Raw genomic sequence first — 24,553 nt, forward strand, 5'->3', positions numbered from 1 at the left:
GTTGAGTCATGACCGATTACCTCACCCTCAACAACGACGTCCGGATGCCCGCCCTCGGGCTCGGTGTCTTCCAGAGCTCAGCGGAGGACACTGCCGCGGCCGTCGAGTCCGCACTCCGCACCGGCTACCGGCACATCGACACGGCGGCGGCCTACCTCAATGAGCGCCAGGTCGGTGAGGGAATCCGGGCATCCGGAGTGGATCGCGACGAGATCTTCATCGAGACGAAGGTGTGGATCAGCCAGTACGGCTTCGACGAGACCCTGCACGCGTTCGATGTCAGCACTCGCAAGCTCGGCGTCGACACGCTCGACCTGCTCATCCTGCACCAGCCCGCCCCGTGGCAGTTCGACATCACCCTCGAGGCGTACCGTGCGCTCGAAACGCTGCTGGCCGACGGCCGGGTGCGGGCGATCGGGGTCAGCAACTTCACCGGGCCCCACCTCGAACGGCTGATGGAGGGCAGCACTGTCGTGCCGGCCGTGAACCAGATCGAACTGCACCCGTACTTTGCGCAGAAGGAGAACGCGGCGGCCAACACCGCCCTCGGCATCGTCACCCAGGCCTGGTCTCCCATCGGCGGCATCACCTTCTATCCGGGAAACTGGAACGACGGCACGGGCAAGAACGCGCTCAACGACCCGGTGATCGCCGCGATCGGTGCCGAGCACGGCAAGAGCAACGCGCAGGTGATGCTGCGCTGGCACCTGCAGAACGGTCGCAGCGCCATCCCGAAGTCAGTGCGTCCCGAGCGCATCGCGGAGAACTTCGACGTCTTCGACTTCGCGCTCAGCGCCGACCAGCTCACGCGGATCGACGCCCTCGACCTCGGTGTGCGCAGTGGCCCCGACCCCGACGCGGTGCGCCCGCCCGGTCAGTTCAGCATTCCGGAGAGCTGACGCGACGGGTCGCTGGACCATCTCTGGACCCTCCCCCTGGGGGAAGGACCAGGATGGACGTGTGACCACCATGATGACGATCGGGGATTTCTCCCGGGCGACGCGCCTCAGCGCGAAGACGCTGCGTTTCTACCACCAGGTGGGCCTGCTCGCGCCGGCCCGGGTGGATCCCGGTAACGGCTACCGGATGTACAGCGAGGCGCAGATCGACGATGCCCAGGTCATCCGACATTTCCGGTCCCTGGACATGCCCGTTCAGCTCATCGGTGAGGTCCTCGCCGCTACCGAACTCGAGAAGCGGAACGAGCTGATCGCGGGGCACCTCACCCGGCTGCAGGTGCAGCTCGAGGAGACCCGGGCGGCCGTGGCCGGGCTGCAGGGCCTGCTCGCAGCCTCGGAGAGTCCGCTGGCGGTGACCCTCCGCAGCGTGCCGGCGATGCCGGCGCTCGTCATCCGCGGCACCATCGATCTGGCCGACCTCGGCGACTGGTACACCGCGGCCACCCGCGACCTCGAACTGGTGCTGCAGACCACGGCGCTCTGCGCAACGGGGGCACGCGGCGGAATCTGGAGCACCGAACTGTTCCTCGATGAGCGTGGCCCGGCGGCCCTGTTCGTGCCCGTCGCGTCGCTCGAGGTGCCCCGGGAGCCGCTCGGCCGGGCCCGGCTCGAGCTGCTGCCGCCGGTGGACCTGGCCGTGGGCACGCACCGCGGCACCGACGACACCATCGGTCAGGTCTACGGCGCGCTGGGCCGGTATGTCACCGCGCATGAGCTCGGCATCGACGGTCCGATCCGCGAGACCTACCTCGACGAGGCGGCGGGTGGCCCGGCCACAACCGAAATCGGTTGGCCGATCGTCCGCACCGGGCGCTGACCTCCGGCGCGCGGCCCGCGGCGCGCGGCGCGCGGCATTCGCCGGGCTTGACTCTCCCCTTGGGGGAAGGCGGAGCCTGAAGACATGACTACCCAGACCAGCTCCACCACCGTCTCCCAGTACTTCGCCCACATGGCCGGCCCCGACAAACACGCCGCCATCGGCCTGTTCGCCCCGGAGTCCCGCGTCACCGACGATGGCCGCAGCTACACCGGGCTGCGCGAAATCCACGGATGGCTGGGCGCCGCCGCCAGCGAGTTCGACTACACGACCCGTGTGCTGTCGACCGAGGGTGCCGGCGACACCGTCACGGTGACCACCCGGCTCGAGGGCAACTTCCCCGGCGGTGTCGTCGATCTGCGCCACCACTTCACAGTGAATGCCGCTGGGCAGATCGCCGACCTGCTCATCGCACCCTGACCTAGCGTTTCTCGACGCCCTGCCTACGGTGGAAGGAACCTACCGATTCGACGAGAGGAACGCACCATGAACGCACCGACCGGAACCCTGCGCGGCATGAGCAACGTGAGCTATTGGGCGGCGGACCACGACGCCGCGACAGCCTGGTACACCGAGCTGCTCGGCATGGAGCCGTACTTCCGCATGCCCGGCTACGTCGAGTGGCGGGTGGGTGACTACGGCCACGAGCTCGGCCTGATCGACGCCCGGTATGCCCCGCAACCGTCGGCGGATGCGCCCGGTGGCGCGGTGCTGAACTGGCACGTCGACAATGTGCGGGCGGCCGTCGACCGGCTCCTGGAGCTCGGCGCCACCCTGCGCGAGGACCTCCGCGAGCGCGGCGAGGGGTTCACCACCGCGGCCGTGGTCGACCCGTTCGGCAACGTGCTCGGCGTGATGACGAACCCGCACTACCTGCAGGTGCTCGCCGACGCCACCCCCGACGGAGACGCCGCCCGGGCGGGGCATCCGGCCGGCTGACACGCGCGCGGCAGCGCTTTACAAGGAAAAAGTGAGTTTGCTAGGACGCAATTGCCGAAAGCGTCCTTGAAATCTCACCATTTCCTACCTGCGTGCGGCGCCCGGTCAGTCGATTGAGGCGAGCTGCGCCCCCGCGGCCACGGCGTCGCCGGGGGCATAGGCGTGGTGCAGGGTGCCCGAGCTGGTTGCCACGATCGTGGTCTCCATCTTCATGGCTTCCATCACCACGACGGGGTCGCCCTCGGCGACCACGCTGCCGTCCTCGACCAGCCAGGTGATGAGCGTTCCCGCCATCGGCGCGACCACGCCCGCCTGCTCGGTGTCGGCCGGAGCGAGATCGCCGGTCTCCGCGCCGGCGACGGGTACGCCGGTGGAAATGGCGCCGGTGGGCATCCGCAGCGTGTGCCGCACGCCGTCGATCTCGATCCAGCTGCTGGTGATCCCGGGTTCCACGGGTTCGGGGCGCAGCGCCTCGGCGGGAATTCGTTCGGCGAAGGTCGTCTCGATCCACTGGGTGTGCACGTTCAGCGCCTCGCCACCGACGAAGTCGTCGTCGCGCAGCACCGCCTTGTCGAACGGCAGCACCGAGGCGATGCCTTCGAGCACGAACTCGTCCAGCGCCCGGCGGGCACGGCGGATGGCGATCTCGCGGGTCGGCCCGGTGACGATGAGCTTGGCCAGCATGGAGTCGAACCGGCCGGAGACCACCGTGCCGGTCTCGACGCCGGAATCGACCCGGATGCCCGGGCCGGTCGGGGCCTCGAACCGGGTGATGGTGCCGGGGGTCGGCAGGAACCCGCGCGCAGCATTCTCGGCGTTGATCCGGAATTCGAAGGAGTGCCCGGTGGGCGTCGGCGTCGACTGCACCGAGAGCGGCAGGCCCTCGGCGATGCGCAGCTGTTCGGCGACGATGTCCACGCCGGTGGTCTCCTCGGTGACCGGATGCTCCACCTGCAGCCGGGTGTTCACCTCGAGGAACGAGATGGTGCCGTCCACGCTGAGCAGGTATTCCACGGTCGCCACGCCCCGGTAGTTCGCGGCGGCGCAGATGGCGGCCGCCGAGGTGTGCAGGCGCTCCCGCTGCTCGTTGGTGAGGAACGGGGCGGGCGCCTCCTCGACGAGCTTCTGGTTGCGGCGCTGCAGGGAGCAGTCCCGGGTACCGAGGACGACGACGTTGCCGTGGCTGTCGCAGGCGACCTGCACCTCCACATGCCGCGGGGCGTCGAGGAATTGTTCGACGAAGCACTCGCTGCGGCCGAATGCGGTGACGGCCTCGCGCACGGCGGCGTCGAACTGTTCGGCGACCTCGTCGAGGCTGCGGGCCACCCGCATTCCGCGGCCGCCGCCGCCGAACGCGGCCTTGATCACGATGGGCAGGCCGTGGTCCTCCGCAAAGGCGACGGCGTCGGCCGCCGATGCCACCGGGTCGGGGGTGCCGGCCACGAGGGGCGCGCCGACGCTGGCGGCGAGCTGGCGGGCGGCGATCTTGTCGCCGAGCAGATCGATGCTCTCCGGGCTCGGCCCGATCCAGGTGAGCCCGGCCTCGGCGACCCGGCGGGCGAACGCGGCGCTCTCGGAGAGGAACCCGTAGCCGGGGTGCACGGCGTCGGCGCCGCTCTTCTGTGCGATGGCGATGAGCTTGTCGGCGTCGAGGTAGCTGGTCGCCGGGCTGTCGCCGTCGAGGCCCCACGCCTGGGTGGCCATCCGCACGTGGAGGGCGTCGGCGTCACTGTCGGCGTACACGCCCACGGTGTCGAGCCCGCGGTCGGCGCAGGCGCGGATGATGCGCACGGCGATCTCTCCCCGGTTGGCGATCAGGACTTTCTTCATGGCTGTACCTCGGGGTTGTCGGATGCGGCGGAGAATTCGGCGAACGGGCCGATGGGGTTGAACCGGATGCGCGCGCCCGGCGGAAGCTGGCCGGCGAGCGGCAGGTGGTGGGTGGCCACCGATCCGATCACCGGGTAGCCGCCGGTGAGGGGGTGGTCGGCGAGGAACAGGACGGGTTGGCCGTTCGGCGGGATCTGGATCGCCCCGGCGACGGTGCCCTCGCTGGGCAGTTCGGCGTCGATCACGCGGGTGAGGGACTCGCCCTCCAGGCGCAGCCCCACCCGGTTGGAGCGCGGGCTGACCAGCCAGCTCTGGCCAGTGAGCACGTCGACGGCGTCGGCCGAGAACCAGTCGGTGCGCGGGCCGAGCACCACATCGAGCACGACCTCGGTGGTGTCGAGGGGCGCGGCCGGCGAACCGGGCAGGCCGACCGCGGGAATGCCGCGGGGCATTCCGACCGGCAGCACCGCCCCGGCGGTCACCGGTGCCGGGCCGAGGCCGGCCAGCACGTCGGTCGACAGGCTGCCGAGCACGGGTGCCAGGTCGAAGCCGCCGCGCACGGCGAGGTAGCTGCGGAGCCCCGCTGTGGGCGTGCCGACGACGAGTGTTTCCCCCGTACCGAGCGCGAAGGGGTGACCGCTGTGCACGATACGGCTGCCGTTGGGGCCGGTGATGCTGAGCGGCGCCGGGGCACCGGTGAGGGCGAGCACCTGCTCGCCGCGGGCCGTCAGTCGCAACCCGCCGAAGGTGAGTTCGAGCCCGGCGGTGCCGGCGGGGTTGCCGACCAGCCGGTTCGCGTCGCGCAGCGAGACCGGGTCGAGGGCGCCGGAGCTGGAGACGCCCATGCTCGCGTAGCCCGGCCGGCCGAGATCCTGCAGCAGCGTCAGCATGCCCGGGGCGATGATCTCCAGCGCGTGGGTGGGTTCGGCGGCGGCCGGCAGCGTCGGGTCAGCCGACCCGACCGCTGATGACCCGGCAGCGGATGCGGCGGTGTCGCCGCCCTGGCCGGACACGTCCACGAACCGCACCCGGTCGCCCGGAAGCAGCAGGGCGGGGCGGTCGCGCGCGAGGTCCCACATCCGGGCCGTGGTGGTGCCGATGAGCTGCCAGCCGCCGGGGCTCTCCCGCGGGTACACGCCACTGAAGGTGCCGGCGAGGGCCACCGATCCGGCCGGGATGCGGGTGCGCGGGGAGGAGCGCCGCGGCACGTCCAGGGCGGGGTGCCCGCCGGAGAGGTAGGCGAACCCGGGGGCGAACCCGGTGAAGCCGACCGCGTAGTCCTGCCCGGTGTGCAGTCGCACCACCTCGGCGGCGCTGATGCCGAGCAGGCCGGCGACCTCGTCGAGGTCTTCGCCGTCGTAGGACACGGGGATCTCGATGCGGGTTCCGTCGCCGGCGACGCGGGCGCCCAGGTCGCGGGAGCGCACGGACCGCACGATTTCGGCGGGCGTCACGGCGCTCGGCCGGTAGGACACGAGCAGGGTGCGGGCGCCCGGGATCAGCTCGCCGGTGCCGGCGATGGGGTCGCTGGTGAGGGAGTCGAACAGCGTGAGGGTGCTGTCGAGGTCGTCGAGTTCGATCAGCAGGGCGTCGTCGCGCACCGGGAGGAACCGCATGCCGGCGCTCACCCTAGGCGGTCCGCGTCTCGCTCGGCCGCGGGGCGAAGGCGGTGAGGCCGATGCCGGCCGCGGTGAGGGCTTGCCGCACGTGGCGGGCCATCTCGGTGGCGCCCGGGCTGTCGCCGTGCACGCAGATCGACTCCGCGGCGACGGTGATGGTGCTGCCGTCGATGGCGGTGAGGGTGCCCTTGGTCGCCAGCTGCACCATCCGTGCTGCCACCTGCTCGGCGTCGTGCAGCACCGATCCGGTCTCCCGGCGCGAGACCAGGGTGCCGGCCGGGGTGTAGGCGCGGTCGGCGAAGGCCTCGGTCACGGTGCGGAGGCCCGCGGCATCCGCTGCCCGCAGCACCTCGGAGCCCGGCAGGCCCAGGAGGGCGAGGGTCGGGTCGATCTCGCGGATGGCGGTCACCACGTCGTTGGCCTGGCGGACGTCGTGCACGATCGTGTTGTACAGCGCGCCGTGCGGCTTCACGTAGGTGACGGTGGTGCCGGCGGCCCGGGCGATGCCCTGCAGCGCCCCGATCTGGTAGATCACGTCGGCGACCAGCTCGGCGCTGGAGACGTCCATGTTGCGCCGGCCGAACCCGGCCAGGTCGCGGTAGCCCACGTGCGCACCGATCGCGACCCCGGCGTCGCGGGCCCCGATCACGGTCTGGCGGATGACCAGCGGGTCGCCGGCGTGGAAGCCGCAGGCGATGTTCGCGCTGGTGACGATGCCGAGCATTTCCGCGTCGTCGCCGAGGGTCCAGCGGCCGAAGCCTTCGCCGAGGTCGCTGTTCAGGTCGATGGTGCTCATGCGGTGTCCTTCTGTCCTTAGAGGGTCAGCAGCGAGAAGATCGGGCCGACCGCCATCACGGCCATGTACCAGGTGAGTACCGTGGCGAGGGTGCCGATCACGAGCAGCCACTTGGGGTAGCGGTAGCCGTTCATGAGGTCGCCGCGGAACCAGCCGATGTACATGAAGATGGTGAGGCCGATCGGCAGGATCAGGCCGTTGAAGCCGCCGACGAATACCATCAGGGTGGCCGGGGCGGTGCCGATGAGCAGGTAGACGCCGAGCGACACCACGATGAAGACGATGGTGGCGAGGTCGGCGGCACGGCCGACGATCTTCTTGGAGAACACCGGCAGGAACGACACCGAGGTGTACGCGGCGCCGATGATGCTGGTGATCGCGGCGATCCAGAAGATCGCGCCGAAGACGCGGAGGCCGAATTCGCCGGCCGCGGCCTGGAATGCCTGGGCGGCGGGGTTGGCCGCGGTGCCCGAGGTGTCGATGATCACGCCGCCGGCCACGACGCCGAGGATCGCCAGGAAGAGCACGTAGCGCATGATGCCGGTGACCAGGATGCCGTTGAACGCCGCGCGGTTGACCTCCTTGACGTGCTCGACCCCGGCGGTGCCGCTGGCGAGCAGGCGGTGCGCGCCGGCGTAGGTGATGTAACCGCCGACGGTGCCGCCCACGATGGTGGTGATGGTGGCGAAGTTGATCTCGTCGGGGAACACGGTCTGGCGCAGCGCATCCCCGATCGGCGGCTGGGAGATGAACGCGACGATCACGGTGAGCACGATCATGACGAGCCCGGCGATGACGACGACCCGGTCGACGACCGCGCCGGCCCGCTTGGCGAGGAAGATCGCGATCGCGAACAGGGCGCTGAGCAGCCCGCCGATCTTCGCGTCCAGGCCGGTCAGCACGTTGAGGCCGAGGCCGGCCCCGGCGATGTTGCCGATGTTGAACACCAGGCCGCCGAGGATGACGAGGAAGGCGAGCACGAAGCCGCTGCCGGGGATGGCGAGGTTGGCCAGCTCCGGTGCGCGCTTGCCGCTGACCGTGATCATGCGCCAGATGTTCAGCTGCACGGCGAAGTCGATGAGGATCGAGGCGAGGATGCCGAACGCGAACGCGGCGCCCATCTGCGCGGTGAACGTGGCGGTCTGGGTGATGAAGCCGGGGCCGATAGCCGAGGTGGCCATCAGGAACAGCGCGCCGATCAGGGCGGTGCGGCGGCTCTTCGCGATGCTGCGGACGCTCTGCTGTTCGGTGGGTTCCGCGGGTGGGGCGGTGGTGGCGGGGTCGGTCAAGGGGCACATCCTTTTCGTCGGGGGGAAAGATCCATCGGGTGTACTTCAGCTCGAGGGGACCGGAACCCCACGCATCGAGCCTAGGCGCGTGAACGATGGATGGCGGATTGTTGAACAATCAATCGGGTAAACAGTTCGTTTCCGGCATGTTTCGGTGAACAAGGTAGGCCGCTTCTGCCCCGCGGTCCGGGACCGCAATCGCTAGAGTGGCGACGTGGCGGAACATGACGAAGCGGACGACAGTCTTTCCCGCGCGGACCAGGCGGCCGAGAGCCTGCGCCGGCTGCTGATCGACGGCGACTTCGTGCCCGGCCAGCGCCTGTCGGAGTCCGCGGTCAGCGTGCGCCTCGGCGTCTCCCGCAACACCCTGCGCGAAGCCTTCCGGATGCTCACCCACGAGCGCCTGCTCGTGCACAAGCCGCATGCCGGCGTGTTCGTCGCCGTGCCGTCGCTCGCCTCGATCATCGACATCTACCGGGTGCGCCGCATGATCGAGTGCCAGGCGCTCCGCACGGCTCCGGCCCGGCATCCCGCCAGCCGACGGATGCGCGCCGCCGTGGAATCCGCACAGGCCAGCCGCGACGCCGACGACTGGATCGCGGTGGGCACCGCCAACATGGCCTTCCACTCCGCGATCGTGGCCCTCGCCGACAGCGACCACCTCGATCGGCTCTACGCGAACATCTCCGCCGAGCTGCGCCTGGCCTTCGGCCTGCTCGACGACCCGGACTACCTGCACCGCCCCTTCCTCGAGCGCAACGCCGCCGTGCTGGAGCTCTACCTCGCCGGCGACGCCGCGGCAGCCGCGGACGCGCTGGAGGACTACCTGCTGCAGTCCGAACGCACGATCGTCGCCGCCTACGCGCGCATTCCCGCTTGACCGTCAGTCGTTGAATGGAGATCCTCGTGAGCACAGGTATCGGCCCGATGCAGTTTTCCTTCACTGCTCCCATCGGAGTGCTCGTGAAGGGTGAGCTGTGGTCGTGTGTCGAGGTCCCCGGCTCGGTGGAGCTGTTCGGCACCGGCAAGGCCGTCCGCGTGGTGGCGCAGGTGGATGACCAGCCGGTCACGGCCGGCCTGATGCCCACCGGATCGGGCGGGCACATGCTGTCGATCAGCGCCAAGCTCCGCACGAAGCTCGGCAAAGACGTCGGGGACGACGTCCTCGTGCGCCTGTCAGAGCGGTTGACCTAAGCGATCGTTCCGGCCGTGTCCCGCTCGAGGGGCGCCGTCGCGACCCGGCCGCGAATGAAGATGAGGAGTATCAGGCCGGTCAGGATGACGGGGATGTTCCCCGCACCCGCGATCGTGGCGAGTGGGCTGTCAACGGGGTACATGCCCTGCAGGAAGACGCTGGGATCAGTGCTGGCGTGCAGCAGAATCGGCGCGATCAGGTTGCCGGTCACCCGCAGCGCAAGGTACATGCAGACGCCGAACGCGAACGTGTAGACCAGCTGCAGCACCGTGGTGAACAGGGGCTGGCCCGAGAGCAGGTTTCCGGCGTGCAGCCCTGAGAAGATCGCTGCGGAGATGGCCGCGACAGACACTTCACGGAAGCCGGCTGTGCGCAGCATGTTCACCACGAAGCCGCGGGTGAGCACCTCCTCGGCGAACCCGATGAACAGCCCCGCCAGCAGCCAGGCCGCCACGACGTCGAACCCGGCCTCGCTGTAGTCGATGGTCGCGAACCGCAGAATGTTGAATCCGAGCACAACGACAACGGCGATCCACATCCAACCGCGCCCTCGGATCGGCTGGCGGTGGAAAAGTGTGGACAGCCATCCGACCGACACCGCGAACACCAGGAGAAGGACGCTGCCCAGGGCGATCGGCAACACGTAATAGACCAGGATCGCCGCCGCCGACGACGGGTCGGTGAGCGATTCGGCCAGGGGCGCGAACAGGAGGGATCCGAGTTCATACAGAACGAAATACGCAGCGGCGAGCAGGAGCGCACGCCACCACCCGCCGCGGTCCCAGAACGCCTTCCACCACGACACCCGTTGCTGCTCTGGCACCTGCTGACCCCCTCGTTCCTGGCCGGCGGATGCGCAGCCTCAACAAGAAAATAGGACCAAGAAAGCCTCGACACAAACATTGCGGAGGGCTCCGGATGCGGCGATTCGCGAATTTCTCCCCCTCCACGGGACTGGCGGACCCATAATTGGCGCCATGGGGGATCATCGAGAACAGCTTGTGGACATCAGCACGCCCGACGCCGGAGCGGACGGGCGCATCGCGGCCGTGCGCGAGTGGCTCATCGCCTCAGGCTGGGCGGCGCCCTTCGACGGCACCGACTGGCAGTTCCCGACCGAGCCGGCCCTGCGCGAGTCCGCCGGCCTGCTGCCCCGCTGGCCCGGCTTCGGCGGCATGACCTTCGTGATCGCCCCGGGGCTGTACTGGGTGGCCGGCGACGGCACCGATGCGCCGGCCTGCCCGGCCTGCGGCGCCGTCGGCGACGCCTGGGATCAGATCGAGCAGTGGGGCGAGGAACGCGTGGAGCCTGTTGCGCGCTGCGAGAGCTGCGGGCACGAGGCGCTGCTCGGTGACTGGGACCTCGAGGGATCGGTCGCCGTGGGCTCGCTGGCCATTGTGCTCGATCCGCAGTCGCTGCCCCAGCAGGGCGGTGTGTTCGATCCGGCCGACGTGGCGCGCACCCTGCGCGCCGAGCTCACCGCGGCCCTCGGGGGTCGGTGGGCGTACGTGCACAACCACCTCTGACGCCCACCTCGCGGCGGACAACCTCAGATCAGCGCCTGCTTCTCCAGCTGCTCGTAGCTCCTCGTTGCATCCACCCGGTTGGCCCAGAGCACCGTGTGGCCGGCGGCGAGGGACCTGGGCACGTCGATGATGCGCTGGTTGCTGCTGCCGCGGAACTGCAGCCGCAGGTCCTTGAGCGACTCGTCGAACGGGCCGTCCACGAGAACGTCAAGGTGGCCCAGCAGCTCCAGCTTGTCGGCGCTGTCGAGGAGCAGTTCCTCGAAGGTGTAGCCGGTCCACGACCAGATGTCCTTGCCGGCGCCGAACTCCGCGCGCACCCGGCGCACCAGCTGCAGGCACACCCCGGTGTTCAGGAACGGTTCGCCGCCGAGCAGGGTCAGGCCCTGCACGTACGGCTGGGCCAGGTCGGCGAGGATCCGGTCTTCGAGCTCGGCGGTGTACGGGTTGCCATACCGGAAGTTCCAGGTGGCCCGGTTGAAGCAGCCCTCGCAGGCGAACAGGCATCCGCTCACGTACAGGCTGCAGCGCACGCCCTCACCGTCCACGAACATGAACGGTTTGTAGTCGCCCACGAAGCCCTGGCTGAGCTTGTCGGCCAACCATTCCCGGGGCGCCGGATGCCGCATCCTCAGTCGCCTAGGCCGGGCCGCTGACACCGGTGGCGCCGGCCATGTGCTTGACCCGGGAGACGATCTCCTGGTGGCGGCCGTGCACCATCGGCCGGGCCTGCGGGTTGCCGAGGTACCCGCAGGTGCGCTTGACCACGTCGCAGGTGGCCGGGTCGTCGTTGCCGCAATCGGGGCAGGCGAAGCCACGTTCGGTGGGGGTGAAGTCACCGGCGAAGTCGCACTTGTAGCAGCGGTCGATCGGGGTGTTGGTGCCGAGGTAGCCGACCCGGTCGTAGGCGTAGTCCCAGACCGCTTCGAGCGCCTTCGGGTTCTGCTGCAGCACCGGGTACTCGCAGTAGTGGATGAAGCCGCCGGAGGAGAGCTGCGGGTAGTCCATCTCGAAGTCCAGCTTCTCGAACGGCGTCGGGTTCTTGCGCACGTCGTAGTGGAAGCTGTTGGTGTAGTAATCCTTGTCGGTGATGTTCTCCACCGAGCCGAACTTGGCCTTGTCCAGTCGGGAGAACCTGTCGGTGAGGCTCTCACTCGGGGTGGAGTAGACGCTGAACTGGTAGCCGTACTCCTCGGTCCAGGCCTTGGTGGAGGTGGAGAGCGCGGTGAGGATCTCGAGAGTGAACGCCTTCGCCTCCGGGTTGGACTCCCACGCGCCGCCGTAGAAGGAGGCGGCCACCTCGTAGAGCCCGATGTAGCCCAGCGACACGGTGGAGCGGCCGTCCTTGAACAGGGTGTCGACGGAGTCGGTGCGGCTGAGCTGCTGGCCGAACGCCCCGTAGACGTACAGAATCGGCGCGTTCGCGGGGGTCGCCTGCTTGCACCGCTCGACCCGGAAGACCAGGGCGTCGCGGGTGATCTCGAGGCGCTCCGCGAGGATGCCCCAGAACTTCTCCTTGTCGCCCGCTGCCTCCAGCGCGATGCGCGGCAGGTTCAGCGTCACCACGCCGAGGTTCATCCGGCCCTCGGAGACGTCGTTGCCGTCGGCGTCGGTCCAGCCCTGCAGAAAGGAGCGGCAGCCCATCGGCACCTTGAAGCTGCCGGTGATGTCGACGATCTTGTCGTAGCTGAGCACGTCCGGGTACATCCGTTTGGTGGAGCACTCCAGCGCCAACTGCTTGATGTCGTAGTTCGGGTCGCCCGCGGCCAGATTGAGGTCGCGTTTGAGCGTGAAGATCAGCTTGGGGAAGATCGCGGTGCGCTTCTCGCTGCCGAGGCCGTCGATGCGGATCTGCAGGATGGCGCGCTGGATCTCGCGCTCGAACCAGTCGGTGCCCAGCCCGAAGCCCAGTGACACGAACGGGGTCTGCCCGTTGGAGGTGAACAGCGTGTTGATCTCGTACTCGAGGCTCTGCATCGCGTCGTAGATGTCCTTGCGGGTCTTCTCCTCCGCGAACGGGCGATGCTCGGTCTCATCACCGATCCACCGCTTCGCGTCGGCGAGGTGCTTGGCGAAGTTCTCCCTGGCGTAGGGGGCCAGGAGCTCGTCGACCCGGTTGGCGGAGCATCCGCCGTACTGGCTGGAGGCCACGTTGGCGATGATCTGCGAGATCTGCGCGGTGGCGGTCTGGATCGACTTGGGCGGCTCCACGTCGGCGTTGCCGATGCGGAAACCGCGGCTGAGCATGCCCGTGAAGTCGATGAGGCAGCAATTCGTCATCGGTGCGTACGGGCTGTAATCCAGGTCGTGGAAGTGGATGTCGCCCTTCTGGTGCGCATTCGAGACGTGCGGCGGCAGCATCTTGTGCCCGATGGCCTTGCCCACTGCCCCAGCGGTGAGGTCGCGCTGGGTGTTGAAGACGTCGCTGTCCTTGTTGGCGTTCTCGTTCACCACGCTGGAGTCCTTGCTCAACAGGTTGATGATCGAGTGGTTGATGTCGGTGGACTTGCTGCGGGCGAAGTCACGCTGGGTGCGGTAGCCGATGTACTTCTCGGCCAGATCGTATTCGTGGCTTTCGAGCAGGGCGTGCTCCACGATGTTCTGCACCTCGTAGATCTTGATGTCGGTGCTGAACCGGCCTGCGATCTCCCGGTCCACGGCAGCCACGATCTCCACAACAGCCCGGTGCACCAACGGGCTCATCTCGCCGTGGATCTCCGCCGCCGCCTTCGCCAGGGCGTCGAAGACCTTGGTGTTGTCGAAGGCCACCCGCCGGCCGTCGCGCTTGACGACCTGGATGGTGTGCAGGGCCGACGTCGTCGTCGGGTGGGCGGGGGCGCTGGTGGTTGGATTCACGCCTTCAGCATAGGGACGAGCCTCACTACATTTAGGGGGCTTTGGTCCCTAGTGCCGCTAGATGTAGTGGTCGGTGCCATTCGAAGGCCGAGAACACGGCACGGATACGACAGTGTTGCCGGGTGCACACTTGTGCACCCCGACGGCGTCGGCGTGTTGCGTCACGGGGCTGCGGGAAGCGCCTCGGCGACACGCCGCCGACCCTGCCGGCGATCTCCCCGCTCGCATACACTCACCACAAGAACGGCGTGACCAACGCCGGCTCAGCCGGCCGCAAAGGATCCGAATCCATGAACACCACCGCCCCGGCAGTCATCGTCTTCGACGTCAATGAAACCCTCTCGAACTTGGGCCACATGCAGGCCCGGTTCGTGCAGGTCGGCGCTCCGGCGCACCTTGCCTCCGCCTGGTTCGCTGCGCTGCTCAGGGATGGTTTCGCCCTCGCCGCGGCTGGCGGCGCGGCACCATTCTCGGCGATCGGGTCCGAACTGCTACGCGGCGTCCTCCGCGACGTGCCGCTGCTGCGAAGCGTCGACGACGCGGTGGAGCACGTGATGGCGGGATTCGGGTCGCTGAGTCTGCATCCCGATGTCACCGAGGGGGTTCGCGCATTGAAGGGCGCCGGGTTGCGACTGGTGACCCTGTCCAACGGCTCCGCCGAGGTGGCCAGGACGCTCCTGGCCACGGACGCGCTCGTGGACGACTTCGAGGCCCTGCTCAGCGTCGAAGAGGCAGGGCTCTGGAAACCGGCGCGGGCCGCGTACGACTACGCGGCCGCGGCGTGCGGAGTGCGACCCGCCGACCTGCTGCTCGTGGCCGTGCACCCGTGGGACATCCACGGCGCCGCGCGGGCGGGCCTGGCCACGGCCTGGCTGAACCGCAGCGGTGACACCTACCCGAGCTACTTCACGGCACCGGACTACACGGTGACCCGGTTGGCGGAACTGGCCACGGTGCTGGTTGATGTGCCGGCCGCGGCAGCCGAAGCTGCGCCGCCGGCATCCGCTGAACTACCCGACCCGGCCGAGGGCCTCGTGGTGGTGACCGAGACCGGAACGGGCGGCTACGCGCAGCAGATCACCGTCGGCCCGCACCGGCTCACCGCCGACGAGCCCCGGCCGGTCGGCACTGATACCGGCCCGGCGCCGTACGACCTGGTACTGGCCGGCCTGGGCGCGTGCACCTCGATGACCCTGCGGATGTACGCCGAGCGCAAGGACTGGCCGCTGGACAAGGTGACCGTGACCCTTCGGCACAACCGTGTCCACGCCAAGGATTGCGCCGACTGTGAGACCGTCGTCGGGCAGATCGACCACATCGAGCGGGTGCTCTGGATCGAGGGAGACCTAACCGACGAGCAGCGTCAGCGACTGAGCGAGATCGCCGACATGTGCCCGGTGCATCGCACCCTGCATTCCGAGATCGTCGTGCACACCAGAGTGGCCGAGGCCGGTGCACCGAGCTGAGTCCGGTGCACCCGTATGACTCAGTGCCCCCGTACGGCTCAGTGCACCCGCACGGCCTCGTTGTGCTCCACCAGGTGCCAGGTGGAGCCCTCGTCGTCGCTCACCCAGCCCTCCCAGGTGTAGCCGTCCTCGGTGATCGAGGTGAAGTTCCAGCGCACGGGGCGGCCGTCGGTGCCGGTGCCGTCCTGGCGCAGCCCGTTGCGGTACGGGGTGGCGATCAGGTGGCAGTACTCCCCCAGGGTCGGGGCGAAGTAGCTCACCCGCCAGGCTCCGGCCAGCTGGTCGTAGACCCGCACGGCGGTGGCGATGGTCTCAAAGCCCGACGGATGCGTGGTGCTGGCCACGACCTCGACGTCCTGCACCGCACGCCCGTCGAGCACGAACTGCACGATCCAGGTGAACTCCCGTTCGGTCCACTCTCCCGTGGCCTCGTCGAGCTTGCTGCCGTGCGCCGCCCAGGTGCCCACGAGCTGGCCGAACCGGCGCATGCGCCCGGGATATTCCGGGGTGGGACCGTCGGCGATCAGCGCCTCGGCGAAACGGGACTCTGAGGTGGTCATGCCCGAATTTTACCGCCCCCACGTAACGCCCATGTGAACGTCACGTTCCACCTCCCGCGAACCGTGAGCAGAACCCCAAAAAACGCACCCGGAAGGGGCTTTTCTCTCAGCTCGCGAGCCGACTACGCGCCCAGGCTGCCGGCATCCGTCGTGCCGACGTCGGTGCGGTGGAAGTTCAGGTGCGACCGGGATGCCGTCGGGCCGCGCTGGCCCTGGTAGCGGGAGCTGTAGGCGGTGGATCCGTAGGGGTTCTCGGCCGCCGAGCTGAGCTGGAAGAAGCACAGCTGGCCGATCTTCATGCCCGGCCACAGCTTGATCGGCAGGGTGGCCACGTTGCTGAGCTCGAGCGTGACGTGCCCGGTGAAACCCGGGTCGATGAACCCGGCGGTGGAGTGGGTGAGCAGGCCGAGCCGGCCCAGCGAGCTCTTGCCCTCGAGACGCGCAGCGACGTCGTCGGGCAGGGTGACGGCCTCGAAGGTGGCGCCGAGCACGAATTCACCGGGGTGCAGGATGAACGGGTCGTCGCCCTTGGCCTCGATCAGCCGGGTGAGTTCGGGCTGATCCTCGGCGGGGTCGATGAACGGGTACTTGTGGTTGTCGAACAACCGGAAGAACCGGTCCAGCCGCACGTCGATGCTCGACGGCTGGATCATCTCCGGGTCGTAAGGCGTAAGCGCAATACGTTCCGCGTCGATCTGGGCCTTGATGTCACGATCCGAGAGAAGCACGGTGCCAGCCTAGCGGCGCAAGTCTTGATAGGCTGGCACGGTTCCAGTGCCGCTTCGGCGGCCTGGTCGCGCGGATGTAGTTCAATGGTAGAACTTCAGCTTCCCAAGCTGATAGCGCGGGTTCGATTCCCGTCATCCGCTCCCTGAGAGCCGTTCAGTCGTTCGTCACAGCTGATGTGATCGAGGTTGCGACGCGAAGCAGCAAGATCCGCAGCTGGTCCTGCTCCGACGAGGTCAACCCGTTCACGGTCTGCTCCTCGAGTTGACGCCAGATCGCGGTTACCGGCCCCTCCAGGTGGCGCCCGGGTCCGGTGAGGGAGACGAGGACCACTCGCCGGTCCGCGGCCGATCTCTCGCGTGCAATAACCAGCCAACCAGCAAAGGAACGTCGTGAACGGTAGAAAGTTGCAGGAGCGCGCCGCCGATCGGATTCAGGCGCTGCCCGGTGCGGAACTGACCCATCCGTTCGGCGAGCGCTGGGATGTCTACAAAGTGCGCGGGAAAGTGTTCATGCTTCAAACCGAGGTGGGAGGCGAGCCGGTCGTGACACTCAAGTCGAAGCCGGACAACGGCCTCAGTCTGCAGCAGGAGTTCACAGAGATCACTCCGGGTTACCACATGAACAAGAGGCACTGGATCACCCTGCACCCCGGCGACGGCCTCGGCCTTTCACTCGTTGACGAACTCGTGACCGAGTCGTACCTGCTGGTCGTTGAGAACCTGCCGCGGAATCAACGACCGGTCGACCCAGCGAGCTTCGGCCAGCACCCGGAGGAGTGAAACGGTCGGCCGAACGTCGCCAGACCCGAGCGGACCAACGTCACGCTCTGCCTCAGCGCCAGCTGGCTGGGCCCGCGCTTCCGGCCGGGTACTCATCCAGCGGCACGGCATCCTTCTTCCACGCCTCGAGGATCGGGGTGATGATCCGCCAGCACTCCTCGGCGACGTCCCCGCGCACCGAGATTGACGGGTCGCTGGTCAGGATGCCCGCGAGAACCTCGCCGTAGGCATCCAGCGCTCCGGCACCGAGATCCGACTCGAGTGACACTGTCTCGAGGGTGAACGGGTCGCCCTCTCCATTGACGTTGATGTCGAGCTTGATCCCGTTCGGGTCGAGCGCGATGTGCAGCGTGGTGGGCGCGGTGGGGCCGGTCAGCCCGATGGGCAGGTGAGGCACAGGCTTGAAGGTGACCACGATGTCCTTGCGGGTGTCATCGAGCGCCTTCCCCGAGCGCAACACGATGGGAACCCCGGCCCACCGCCAGTTGTCGACGGCGAGGGTGATCTCCGCGAGCGTCTCGGTCTTCAGCGCCGGGTCGACACCCTTCTCGTCCGCGTAGGAGGGCAGGTCGCGGCCGTCGATCGTGCCGGCCGTGTACCGCGCGCGGCGCGCGACCAACTCGGGTTCGCCCGGCCACAGGTGGGTCGCACGCAGGGCTTGCGCCATCGCCCCGCGCAGGTCGTCGGAGTCGAGGGTCGAGGGCGGTTCCATCGTGGCCAGGGCCAGCACCAGGAGCAGGTGGCTCTGGATCATGTCGACGAGCGCACCCGCCTTGTCGTAGTACCCGGCGCGACTCTCCAGGCCGAGTTTCTCGTCGTAGTGGATCTCGATCTTCTCGATGTTCTCCGCGTTCCAGTTCTGCTCGAAAATCCGGTTCGCGAAGCGAAGGCCGAGCAGGTTCAGCACCGTGGACTTGCCGAGGAAGTGGTCCACGCGGTGGATCCTCGACTCGGGGACGAGGCGCGAGACGAGGCGGTTGAGCGCAACCGCGCTGGCCAGGTCGGTGCCGAATGGCTTCTCCAGGGCCAGCGAGGTGCCCTCAGGAAGCTCGATGGTGTCAAGCGCCCGGCAGCTGGCCTCGGTCACGGCCGGCGGAAGCGCGAAGTACAGGGCGGGCGCGGTCGCGCATTCGCCGAGGATCCGGCTCAGGTCCTTCGCGTCGGTGGCATCGGCGACGAAGTAGCGGCTACGGGCAACGACCGCTTCAGTGGCATCCGGGTCGGCTCCGCCCTTCGCGAAGGCGGTGCGGAGCATCTCCTGCCATGCCTCCGTGGAGAGCTCCGCGTTGCTCGCACCGATCAACTCGAGCTCGATGTCACGGTCGGCCGCGAGAAGCTGGCCGAGACCGGGAAGGAGCAACCGGGTGCTCAGGTCTCCGCCCGCGCCGAAAATTACCAGGGTCTTACGGTGTTCAGCCATTGTTCGAACCTAGTCGCCCCACGGCTGGGGAGTGGACGTGACGACCTCGCCGGTCTCAACCGCCTGCTTCATGAGCAGGTGCAGATAGTGGTCTTGCGAAGCTTCAGCCAGGCTGTAGAACGGCGGCCCGCCGTCGACGTGGGCGCTCATCCGCACCAGGCATTCCGCGATGGCGAGTTCATCGTCACTCAATCGGGCCGGCATGAACGGGTTGCGATAAACCCACTCGTCGCCGGCGATGAGGCCGCGGACGAAACGTCCCTCGAGATTCCCGCCCTCGCCGGTGTCGACTCGGCGGATGGTGTGGAACATGGGGGTGCGGAAGTCCTGCAGATACCGCACCTCGAGGTCGTTGATCTCGCCGCGATCGCCACGGATGAGGAGCCGGTTGGCGCGGATCCAGGAGAAGTACTGCTCAGAAGCAAAGTCGTAGACGCCCAACTGATCGCCGAACTCCAACCGGGCCGTCACCTGGTTCGCTTCGACCACGACCTCCTGGTCGGGGTCTCCCGAGCGGCCGGGCCCCTGCACCAGCGGGGACCGGAACTCCGACGCGGTGATCCGCGCAGCGGCGAAGCCCACACCGAGTGCCCGACGGATGATGCTCACCCCGTGGTAGTCGTGGCACTGGGCCACCATCACTTGGCTGACCTCGCCGAGCCTTCCCGAGCGTGCGATGGCCAACTGTGCGGACAGCAGCGGAGACAGGTGGTACTGCTCGGCCACCTGGATGATCGCGCCATCGGCCACGAGTCTGTACAGCGGGAGGGTTGCCTCCACGTCCGACCCGGGCGGGGTCTCGGTGAGCACCGGGATCCCGTGGCCGGCAAGGCGGGTGATCGCTTCCGGCGCCACCTGGCGCGGAACCGACACCACAGCGAATTTTGGTGTCGTGTGCTGGACGAGCTGGTCGATGGTGGGAAAGGTCGGAACGCTCCACCCGCTTCGGATCGCCCGTCCGGTGGCATCGCTGCGGGTCACGAGCCCGACGACCCGAAATCGGTCCGGGAGCTCCCGGGCGATGCGGAGGAAGAATTCACTGCGCCATCCGCTGCCGATGATGGCGAAATCGATTCGCGCCGCGGTCTCGTTACTGCTGTTCACGTTGCGATTCCATTCTCGGCCACGTCGTCGAATGCCGTTTACGACCGTAACGCCCGGCAGGCCGGTTGGGCAAGGACGGCGGCAATAAGGGGTGACTAGCGCAGTGCCGCGTCGCGGGCAGTGATCGCCCGCCGCTCGATCCAGTCATCCAGTTCCGCGGCCGGGAGCGGGCGGGACATGAAGTACCCCTGGGCGTGGTCGCAGCCCAGGCGGACCAGGTCGAGGTACGCATCCTCAACCTCCACGCCCTCGGCGACGATGCGGAGGCCGAGACCGTGGGCCAATCCGATGGTGGAGGCCACGAGTGTGGATGCTCGTTCGTTGTCGGCCATGGGCAGCACGAAGGAGCGGTCGAGTTTGAGCTCGTCGATGGGCAGGTCCCGCAGATACGACAGCGAGCTGTACCCGGTGCCGAAGTCGTCAATGGCGATCTGGATGCCGCTCTCGCGCAGGAGCGTCAGGATGGCGTGGGCCCGATCACGATCCTGCATCAGGAAGTCCTCGGTGATTTCCAGCATCAACGCCGATGCGCTCAGCGCGCGTTCCGTGAGCATCGCGGTGATGCGGGAGGGCAGGCCGGCGTCGATGAGCGAGCTGGCCGAGAGGTTGACGGCCACGGTCAACGGCCGGCCGCGCGCCTGCCAGATCGCGGCCGCGTCGAGCGCCTTCCCGAGCACGATCTGCGTCATGTCGTGCATCAACCCGGCCTCCTCGACCAGGGTGAGGAACGAGTCAGGGAAGAGCAGGCCCCGGCTGGGGTGGTTCCAGCGCACGAGCGCTTCGACCCCGCTCACGTCGTCGGTGGCCAGGTCGATCTTGGGTTGGTAGTGAAGCACCAGCTCGTCGTTGCGGAGGGCGGTGCGCAGCTCCTGCAGGGTGCGCAGCCTCTCGTCGCCGCGGCTGTCCTTGGCGCCATCGTAGATTTGATGTCCAGCGCGTGCTGCCTTCGCGGCGTACATCGCCATGTCGGCCTTGCGGAGCAGTCCCGTCAGGTCGTGGCCGTGGTCGGGAAACAGCGCGATGCCGATACTGCCGTTGACCTGCAGGGCAATGCCCTCGAGGGTGAAGGGCTCGGCCAGGGCCGCGCGCAGCGAGGAGGCAATGACCTGCGCCTGCTCGGGGCCGGTGTCGCGCAGCAGGAGCGCGAACTCGTCCCCGCCCAGCCGGGCCAGCAGGTCGTCGCCCCGGAGTTGCTGGGTCAGGCGTTGGCCCACCTGTACGAGCAGCCGGTCACCGACGTCGTGGCCCAGGCTGTCGTTGACCTCCTTGAACCGGTCGAGGTCCAGCAGCAGGAGTGCGCTGGGCCCCTCGGGTGACTCGGCCAGCCGAAGTGGCACATCGGTGTAGAGCGCCCTCCGGTTGGGCAAACCTGTCAGGTCGTCAGTGCGCGCCTGGCTCTGCAGGTCGGCCATCTTCTCGAGCTGCCGGTACGCCAGCTGCGTGCGCACGGCCGCCATGACCAGCGTCACACTCGCCAACAGGATGGCCAGCCAGGACACGTTTGTCACGCTGCTCAACACGAGGATCGCGAGTCCGGCGGCCGTGGCCAGCGCCGGCATGGCGAGCGACCAAGTGCTGGCCGTCGCCCGGCTCGGCGCGTCGTCGCGGGGTGCCGATCCATAGACCCACACGGCCATCAGGGTGAGGCCGATGGCCCACCCAGCGTCAAGAGGCGTGCCCACAATATAGGTGTCGGTAGCCAAACGCAGTGCGTAGACGATGTCCGCGGTGGTGAAGACCATCAGGCCCACAACCAGGACGGGCCACAGCCGACCCGCGTCGAGCCCCCGGGTCGCGGCAATTCCGACGATCGCACCCACCAGCACCATGTCGAACAACGGGTAGGCAACAGCGAATACCGTGGCAAGCGACAGCGGGCCGTCCATCGCCGAAGACACCACCGGGCTCAGAAGCACCGCCAGGACGGCGGCGGAGCTCAGTGCTCCCACAGCGCTGTCCAGGATGACCGGCCACGACAGCTTGCGCACCTGACGGTGCATGAGCGTGATCAGGGCGGCCAGTGTCAGCGGGTAATAGAGCAGGTAACCCACGTCGGCAAACGAGGGAAACGGCAGGGCCTGCGCGCCGGACAGCGACACGATGTAATAGGCGTTCGCGAGAGCGAACGCCGTGACAGCGCTGGCGGCCAGGCCGACCTGCAACCGTCGTGACCCCGAGCGAGCTAGCGCCAGCCAGCACACGGCGGCCGGAACCAGTTGCGTTAGCGACCCCAACCAGCCGTCGATGAACGGGCTGTAATCGTCGCCGTGGAAGACGAGGCCGACCACATAGGCGCCCAGGAGCAGCGTCATGACCCACATGGACCAGGATCGAACTCCCCGAGGACCGGCTGGACGAGCGTCGTACCTTTCCCTAAGCATCCACAACTGCACCCCCCGGGTTCAGATTAGGGGACTCAGTCAAACGGCACGGCTCGTTATCGCCGATCCGTCCCGAGAAAGTCGGCGAGACCGGCGTCCTGAGCGCTCGTTGGGGTCAGCCGGCTGAACTGACCGCGTCGACGCTGTCCACGGCGGCCGTCATCGTCGTCAGGAACTGCTCGATGAGCGCGGCGTCCTTTGGGCTGAGTGCCCGGGCGGTTTCGATCATGCGGGCATGCATCGCCCCGAGGGTCTGGCGGACTTCGCCGTCGGATCCCGGGGTGGCGGTGACCATGTTGCTGCGCCGGTTGGTGGGATGCGGCGTGCGCTGAACGTGGCCGCTCTTGGTCAAACGATCCAGCAGCGCCGTCACCGAAGCCGAGGTCATCCCGAGGTGGTCGGCGAGGTTGCGGCCAGAGACGATCCGTTGCTCTCCCTGGGCCTTGATCAGGAACCGGAGCGCCTGCAGGTCCGTCGTACCCATACGTATCGAGTCGCGAGTGCGGCGGCGCATTGCTTCTTCGGCACGCCGGTAGTCGAGCAGGGTCGCGATGAGTTCGGCCGCCTGGGGTGACGCCACCGGTTCCGGCGAGCTGGAATCACTCAACGTGGTGACGAGGAGGCGGCCGTGGAGCCTTCGGGGGCGGAGCTCTGGGACGCGGAGTCTCCGGAATCGACGTGTGCGTCGATCTCGTCGACCGCAGCGCGCATGTTGTGGAGGAAATCGATGACGACCTTGGCCTGCGCCGGATCCAGTCGGTTCGCAACCTCGACCATCCGTGCCGGCACGTCGCCCAGGGCGGCCTGAATCTCCGCGTCGGTGCTGGCGGTGGGAACGAGAATCAACGCGCGCCGGTCAAACGGGCTGTGCTCCCTCCGTACCTGACCGGCTCGCTCCAGCCGGTCGATCAGTACGGTCGTCGACGCGCTTGAGATGCCCAGGTAAGTGGTCAGTTCTTTGGGCCCGATCGAGCGGCCGTCCTGTTTGGCGGTGAGCAGGTAACGCAGGGCGAGAAGGTCGTTCTCGCCCAGCCCCATTGAGCGTTGGGTGCGGCTGCGCATCGCGGATTCCGCCGCGCGATACGTGCGCATCGCCTCGAGAACGGCGACGCTCCGTTCCCGTTGGGCGTCGTCGGAATACCAGTAATGCGTCCCCGCGTCCTGCACCGAATAAACCATCCTTGAATACTAGTTCTTCTAACAAAATGTCACCCCGGCCGCTCAGATGCTTAACAGCGAGCGGATCTCCAGTCATTTTGCGATTCCTTTTTGTCTCATGTATTTTATTACTAGACAGACGAACTAATAGACCCACTAGCTAAAGGCACGAGCATGACGCTTTTCACTGCAGACTCAGGCATCGAAACCCGCACCGCGGACATCGCCTGGTACAACCCGGAGAGCAACCTGTGGGTCGCCGCCTTCAATGGCGAGCACGCCGGTGTGGTCGAGTTCGTCGACGGGCACTTCAGCGTCCGCAGCAGCACCGGTTCGATCGTGGCGGAAACCACGAGCATCCCGGCCGCGCAGGCCGCGCTCGCACTGCACCTGCAGGCGCCCGCCGCCGTGCCGTCCCGCACGGCGCCACCGCGGCCCATCTTCAAGCGGGCACCCCGCCCCGTCTACTTCCGGGGGGCCCTGGCCGCCTGACTCACCGACTTTTCCTCCCGCACCACAGCACTACCGTTCACCCGTACCAAGATCAGAAAGCAGACACACTCATGGGCTTCTTCGGATTCCTTCTTCTCGGCCTCATCGCCGGCGCCATCGCCAAGCTCATCCTCCCCGGCAAGGACGGCGGCGGATGGCTGGTCACCCTGCTGCTCGGCGTCGTCGGCGCCATCGTCGGCGGTTTCCTCGGCGGGCTCATCTTCAACGTGGGCATCAACGACTTCTTCTCCCTCTCCACCTGGCTCCTGGCCATCGGCGGATCCATCATCGTCCTGGTGATCTACGGCGCTCTCACCGGGCGTCGCCGGTAACCTGCAACACAAGAAAGAGGCACCGACCCCGCTGGGGTCGGTGCCTTTTCTGTTGGCCTGGGTCCTTCAGGGCGCGATCAGCGCGCGGGGGCAGCCGCATCACGGGCGCGCGCGGTGGCGACCAGGAGTTGAGGCAGGGACGGCACACCGACGGCCCGGTACACCTCGTGGCCATAGCTGTCACGGATGATGGTGGTCGGGGTGTGGGCGATGTCCAGCGACTCCGCGCGTTCCGGGTCGCCAGCGACGTCGAACTCGGTGAGTGTTGATCCGGGAACCAATTGAAGCACCCTGTTGAGCGCCATGTGA

The 24,553-nt window shown here is 67.9% G+C and carries 27 protein-coding genes and 1 tRNA gene; 12 read left to right on the plus strand and 16 right to left on the minus strand.

Annotation, left to right across the window (positions count from 1 at the left end; genetic code table 11):
• Positions 1 to 8: 8 nt before the first annotated feature.
• From ACU5E9_RS12205 to ACU5E9_RS12220, 4 genes are all read left to right on the plus strand, one after another.
• Positions 9 to 899 (plus strand): aldo/keto reductase, encoded by an 891-nt coding sequence (locus ACU5E9_RS12205; RefSeq protein WP_456810187.1) that lies wholly within the window; start codon positions 9 to 11, stop codon positions 897 to 899.
• Positions 900 to 969: 70 nt separating this feature from the next.
• Positions 970 to 1,776, plus strand: a complete 807-nt coding sequence (locus ACU5E9_RS12210) for a MerR family transcriptional regulator (RefSeq protein ID WP_456813533.1) — start codon at positions 970 to 972, stop codon at positions 1,774 to 1,776.
• 84 nt (positions 1,777 to 1,860) lie between these two features.
• Positions 1,861 to 2,196: a nuclear transport factor 2 family protein gene (locus ACU5E9_RS12215; RefSeq protein ID WP_456810188.1), complete on the plus strand. Its 336-nt coding sequence runs from the start codon at positions 1,861 to 1,863 to the stop codon at positions 2,194 to 2,196.
• A 66-nt stretch (positions 2,197 to 2,262) separates the two neighbouring features.
• Positions 2,263 to 2,715: a VOC family protein gene (locus ACU5E9_RS12220; RefSeq protein WP_456810189.1), complete on the plus strand. Its 453-nt coding sequence runs from the start codon at positions 2,263 to 2,265 to the stop codon at positions 2,713 to 2,715.
• A gap of 105 nt (positions 2,716 to 2,820) precedes the next feature.
• Here ACU5E9_RS12220 and ACU5E9_RS12225 read toward each other — a convergent pair whose 3' ends face one another.
• Genes ACU5E9_RS12225 through ACU5E9_RS12240 form a run of 4 tightly spaced genes read right to left on the minus strand, consistent with a single transcriptional unit; the run spans position 2,821 to position 8,141 of the window.
• Positions 2,821 to 4,545 carry an acetyl/propionyl/methylcrotonyl-CoA carboxylase subunit alpha gene (locus tag ACU5E9_RS12225; RefSeq protein ID WP_456810190.1) on the minus strand — a complete coding sequence of 575 codons (1,725 nt, stop codon included), beginning with the start codon at positions 4,543 to 4,545 and terminating at the stop codon, positions 2,821 to 2,823.
• Positions 4,542 to 6,161, minus strand: a complete 1,620-nt coding sequence (locus ACU5E9_RS12230; protein ID WP_456810191.1) for a 5-oxoprolinase subunit B/C family protein — start codon at positions 6,159 to 6,161, stop codon at positions 4,542 to 4,544. Before ACU5E9_RS12230 ends, ACU5E9_RS12225 begins: the two co-directional genes overlap by 4 nt.
• Before the next feature lie 13 nt (positions 6,162 to 6,174).
• Positions 6,175 to 6,960: a LamB/YcsF family protein gene (locus ACU5E9_RS12235; RefSeq protein ID WP_456810192.1), complete on the minus strand. Its 786-nt coding sequence runs from the start codon at positions 6,958 to 6,960 to the stop codon at positions 6,175 to 6,177.
• A gap of 17 nt (positions 6,961 to 6,977) precedes the next feature.
• Complete coding sequence (locus ACU5E9_RS12240) at positions 6,978 to 8,141, minus strand: NRAMP family divalent metal transporter (protein WP_456813534.1); 1,164 nt, start codon at positions 8,139 to 8,141, stop codon at positions 6,978 to 6,980.
• A gap of 322 nt (positions 8,142 to 8,463) precedes the next feature.
• Between ACU5E9_RS12240 and ACU5E9_RS12245 the strand changes: the two genes are divergently transcribed.
• Complete coding sequence (locus tag ACU5E9_RS12245; RefSeq protein ID WP_456810193.1) at positions 8,464 to 9,129, plus strand: GntR family transcriptional regulator; 666 nt, start codon at positions 8,464 to 8,466, stop codon at positions 9,127 to 9,129.
• 26 nt (positions 9,130 to 9,155) lie between these two features.
• Complete coding sequence (locus ACU5E9_RS12250) at positions 9,156 to 9,443, plus strand: DUF1905 domain-containing protein (RefSeq protein WP_456810194.1); 288 nt, start codon at positions 9,156 to 9,158, stop codon at positions 9,441 to 9,443.
• On the opposite strand, the gene ACU5E9_RS12255 is transcribed toward ACU5E9_RS12250, so the two are convergent.
• On the minus strand, positions 9,440 to 10,267 hold the full coding sequence (locus tag ACU5E9_RS12255) for a CPBP family intramembrane glutamic endopeptidase (protein WP_456810195.1): 828 nt from the start codon (positions 10,265 to 10,267) through the stop codon (positions 9,440 to 9,442). The two genes, ACU5E9_RS12250 and ACU5E9_RS12255, sit on opposite strands and share 4 nt — an antisense overlap.
• A 154-nt stretch (positions 10,268 to 10,421) precedes the next feature.
• On the opposite strand from ACU5E9_RS12255, the gene ACU5E9_RS12260 reads away from it, so the two are divergent.
• Positions 10,422 to 10,970 carry a hypothetical protein gene (locus tag ACU5E9_RS12260; protein WP_456810196.1) on the plus strand — a complete coding sequence of 183 codons (549 nt, stop codon included), beginning with the start codon at positions 10,422 to 10,424 and terminating at the stop codon, positions 10,968 to 10,970.
• A gap of 23 nt (positions 10,971 to 10,993) precedes the next feature.
• Here ACU5E9_RS12260 and nrdG read toward each other — a convergent pair whose 3' ends face one another.
• Together nrdG and nrdD are read right to left on the minus strand one after the other, a co-directional pair.
• Positions 10,994 to 11,596, minus strand: coding sequence for an anaerobic ribonucleoside-triphosphate reductase activating protein (nrdG, locus tag ACU5E9_RS12265; protein WP_456810197.1), 603 nt, complete (start codon positions 11,594 to 11,596; stop codon positions 10,994 to 10,996).
• A 10-nt stretch (positions 11,597 to 11,606) separates the two neighbouring features.
• Entirely contained in the window at positions 11,607 to 13,823 is a 2,217-nt protein-coding gene (gene nrdD / locus ACU5E9_RS12270; RefSeq protein ID WP_456810198.1) for an anaerobic ribonucleoside-triphosphate reductase, read from the minus strand.
• A 290-nt stretch (positions 13,824 to 14,113) separates the two neighbouring features.
• On the opposite strand from nrdD, the gene ACU5E9_RS12275 reads away from it, so the two are divergent.
• A complete protein-coding gene (locus ACU5E9_RS12275) occupies positions 14,114 to 15,289 on the plus strand; it encodes a haloacid dehalogenase type II (RefSeq protein ID WP_456810199.1) in 1,176 nt (391 codons plus the stop codon).
• A gap of 38 nt (positions 15,290 to 15,327) precedes the next feature.
• Here ACU5E9_RS12275 and ACU5E9_RS12280 read toward each other — a convergent pair whose 3' ends face one another.
• Positions 15,328 to 15,849, minus strand: coding sequence for a hypothetical protein (locus ACU5E9_RS12280; protein ID WP_456810200.1), 522 nt, complete (start codon positions 15,847 to 15,849; stop codon positions 15,328 to 15,330).
• A 122-nt stretch (positions 15,850 to 15,971) separates the two neighbouring features.
• Positions 15,972 to 16,577 (minus strand): dCTP deaminase, encoded by a 606-nt coding sequence (gene dcd, locus ACU5E9_RS12285; protein ID WP_456810201.1) that lies wholly within the window; start codon positions 16,575 to 16,577, stop codon positions 15,972 to 15,974.
• Between the two features lie 70 nt (positions 16,578 to 16,647).
• Between dcd and ACU5E9_RS12290 the strand changes: the two genes are divergently transcribed.
• Positions 16,648 to 16,718 (plus strand) — tRNA-Gly (locus ACU5E9_RS12290).
• Between the two features lie 13 nt (positions 16,719 to 16,731).
• Here the strand turns inward: ACU5E9_RS12290 and ACU5E9_RS12295 are convergent.
• On the minus strand, positions 16,732 to 16,908 hold the full coding sequence (locus tag ACU5E9_RS12295; protein WP_456810202.1) for a hypothetical protein: 177 nt from the start codon (positions 16,906 to 16,908) through the stop codon (positions 16,732 to 16,734).
• 59 nt (positions 16,909 to 16,967) lie between these two features.
• Between ACU5E9_RS12295 and ACU5E9_RS12300 the strand changes: the two genes are divergently transcribed.
• Entirely contained in the window at positions 16,968 to 17,357 is a 390-nt protein-coding gene (locus tag ACU5E9_RS12300; protein ID WP_456810203.1) for an MmcQ/YjbR family DNA-binding protein, read from the plus strand.
• Between the two features lie 52 nt (positions 17,358 to 17,409).
• Here ACU5E9_RS12300 and ACU5E9_RS12305 read toward each other — a convergent pair whose 3' ends face one another.
• The 5 genes from ACU5E9_RS12305 to ACU5E9_RS12325 all read right to left on the minus strand — a co-directional run bounded on the left by ACU5E9_RS12305 (position 17,410) and on the right by ACU5E9_RS12325 (position 23,441).
• A complete protein-coding gene (locus ACU5E9_RS12305) occupies positions 17,410 to 18,777 on the minus strand; it encodes a glucose-6-phosphate dehydrogenase (protein WP_456810204.1) in 1,368 nt (455 codons plus the stop codon).
• Positions 18,778 to 18,786: 9 nt separating this feature from the next.
• Complete coding sequence (locus ACU5E9_RS12310; RefSeq protein ID WP_456810205.1) at positions 18,787 to 19,881, minus strand: Gfo/Idh/MocA family protein; 1,095 nt, start codon at positions 19,879 to 19,881, stop codon at positions 18,787 to 18,789.
• A 95-nt stretch (positions 19,882 to 19,976) separates the two neighbouring features.
• Positions 19,977 to 22,193: a putative bifunctional diguanylate cyclase/phosphodiesterase gene (locus ACU5E9_RS12315; RefSeq protein WP_456810206.1), complete on the minus strand. Its 2,217-nt coding sequence runs from the start codon at positions 22,191 to 22,193 to the stop codon at positions 19,977 to 19,979.
• A 184-nt stretch (positions 22,194 to 22,377) separates the two neighbouring features.
• A complete protein-coding gene (locus tag ACU5E9_RS12320; protein ID WP_456810207.1) occupies positions 22,378 to 22,842 on the minus strand; it encodes a MarR family winged helix-turn-helix transcriptional regulator in 465 nt (154 codons plus the stop codon).
• 23 nt (positions 22,843 to 22,865) lie between these two features.
• A complete protein-coding gene (locus ACU5E9_RS12325) occupies positions 22,866 to 23,441 on the minus strand; it encodes a MarR family winged helix-turn-helix transcriptional regulator (protein ID WP_456810208.1) in 576 nt (191 codons plus the stop codon).
• Positions 23,442 to 23,594: 153 nt separating this feature from the next.
• Between ACU5E9_RS12325 and ACU5E9_RS12330 the strand changes: the two genes are divergently transcribed.
• Both ACU5E9_RS12330 and ACU5E9_RS12335 read left to right on the plus strand, forming a co-directional pair.
• Positions 23,595 to 23,912 carry a hypothetical protein gene (locus ACU5E9_RS12330; RefSeq protein ID WP_456810209.1) on the plus strand — a complete coding sequence of 106 codons (318 nt, stop codon included), beginning with the start codon at positions 23,595 to 23,597 and terminating at the stop codon, positions 23,910 to 23,912.
• Between the two features lie 71 nt (positions 23,913 to 23,983).
• Complete coding sequence (locus ACU5E9_RS12335) at positions 23,984 to 24,244, plus strand: GlsB/YeaQ/YmgE family stress response membrane protein (protein WP_456810210.1); 261 nt, start codon at positions 23,984 to 23,986, stop codon at positions 24,242 to 24,244.
• Between the two features lie 77 nt (positions 24,245 to 24,321).
• Here ACU5E9_RS12335 and ACU5E9_RS12340 read toward each other — a convergent pair whose 3' ends face one another.
• A complete protein-coding gene (locus ACU5E9_RS12340) occupies positions 24,322 to 24,549 on the minus strand; it encodes a thioredoxin family protein (protein WP_456810211.1) in 228 nt (75 codons plus the stop codon).
• Between the last annotated feature and the right edge of the window lie 4 nt (positions 24,550 to 24,553).

The organism is Cryobacterium sp. AP23, from assembly GCF_054075385.1.

What these genes read in the sequence shown, in the direction of transcription:
- ACU5E9_RS12260 (WP_456810196.1), top strand. Translation starts at nt 10,422, where the DNA reads ATGGGGGATCATCGAGAACAGCTTGTGGACATCAGCACGCCCGACGCC.
- ACU5E9_RS12330 (WP_456810209.1), top strand. Translation starts at nt 23,595, where the DNA reads ATGACGCTTTTCACTGCAGACTCAGGCATCGAAACCCGCACCGCGGAC.
- nrdG (WP_456810197.1), bottom strand. Translation starts at nt 11,596, where the DNA reads ATGCGGCATCCGGCGCCCCGGGAATGGTTGGCCGACAAGCTCAGCCAG.
- ACU5E9_RS12315 (WP_456810206.1), bottom strand. Translation starts at nt 22,193, where the DNA reads ATGACGCTGCTCCTGGGCGCCTATGTGGTCGGCCTCGTCTTCCACGGC.
- ACU5E9_RS12235 (WP_456810192.1), bottom strand. Translation starts at nt 6,960, where the DNA reads ATGAGCACCATCGACCTGAACAGCGACCTCGGCGAAGGCTTCGGCCGC.
- ACU5E9_RS12210 (WP_456813533.1), top strand. Translation starts at nt 970, where the DNA reads ATGATGACGATCGGGGATTTCTCCCGGGCGACGCGCCTCAGCGCGAAG.
- ACU5E9_RS12325 (WP_456810208.1), bottom strand. Translation starts at nt 23,441, where the DNA reads ATGGTTTATTCGGTGCAGGACGCGGGGACGCATTACTGGTATTCCGAC.
- ACU5E9_RS12225 (WP_456810190.1), bottom strand. Translation starts at nt 4,545, where the DNA reads ATGAAGAAAGTCCTGATCGCCAACCGGGGAGAGATCGCCGTGCGCATC.
- ACU5E9_RS12335 (WP_456810210.1), top strand. Translation starts at nt 23,984, where the DNA reads ATGGGCTTCTTCGGATTCCTTCTTCTCGGCCTCATCGCCGGCGCCATC.
- ACU5E9_RS12280 (WP_456810200.1), bottom strand. Translation starts at nt 15,849, where the DNA reads ATGACCACCTCAGAGTCCCGTTTCGCCGAGGCGCTGATCGCCGACGGT.
- ACU5E9_RS12215 (WP_456810188.1), top strand. Translation starts at nt 1,861, where the DNA reads ATGACTACCCAGACCAGCTCCACCACCGTCTCCCAGTACTTCGCCCAC.
- ACU5E9_RS12275 (WP_456810199.1), top strand. Translation starts at nt 14,114, where the DNA reads ATGAACACCACCGCCCCGGCAGTCATCGTCTTCGACGTCAATGAAACC.
- ACU5E9_RS12305 (WP_456810204.1), bottom strand. Translation starts at nt 18,777, where the DNA reads ATGGCTGAACACCGTAAGACCCTGGTAATTTTCGGCGCGGGCGGAGAC.
- ACU5E9_RS12230 (WP_456810191.1), bottom strand. Translation starts at nt 6,161, where the DNA reads ATGCGGTTCCTCCCGGTGCGCGACGACGCCCTGCTGATCGAACTCGAC.
- ACU5E9_RS12220 (WP_456810189.1), top strand. Translation starts at nt 2,263, where the DNA reads ATGAACGCACCGACCGGAACCCTGCGCGGCATGAGCAACGTGAGCTAT.
- ACU5E9_RS12340 (WP_456810211.1), bottom strand. Translation starts at nt 24,549, where the DNA reads ATGGCGCTCAACAGGGTGCTTCAATTGGTTCCCGGATCAACACTCACC.
- ACU5E9_RS12205 (WP_456810187.1), top strand. Translation starts at nt 9, where the DNA reads ATGACCGATTACCTCACCCTCAACAACGACGTCCGGATGCCCGCCCTC.
- ACU5E9_RS12240 (WP_456813534.1), bottom strand. Translation starts at nt 8,141, where the DNA reads ATGGCCACCTCGGCTATCGGCCCCGGCTTCATCACCCAGACCGCCACG.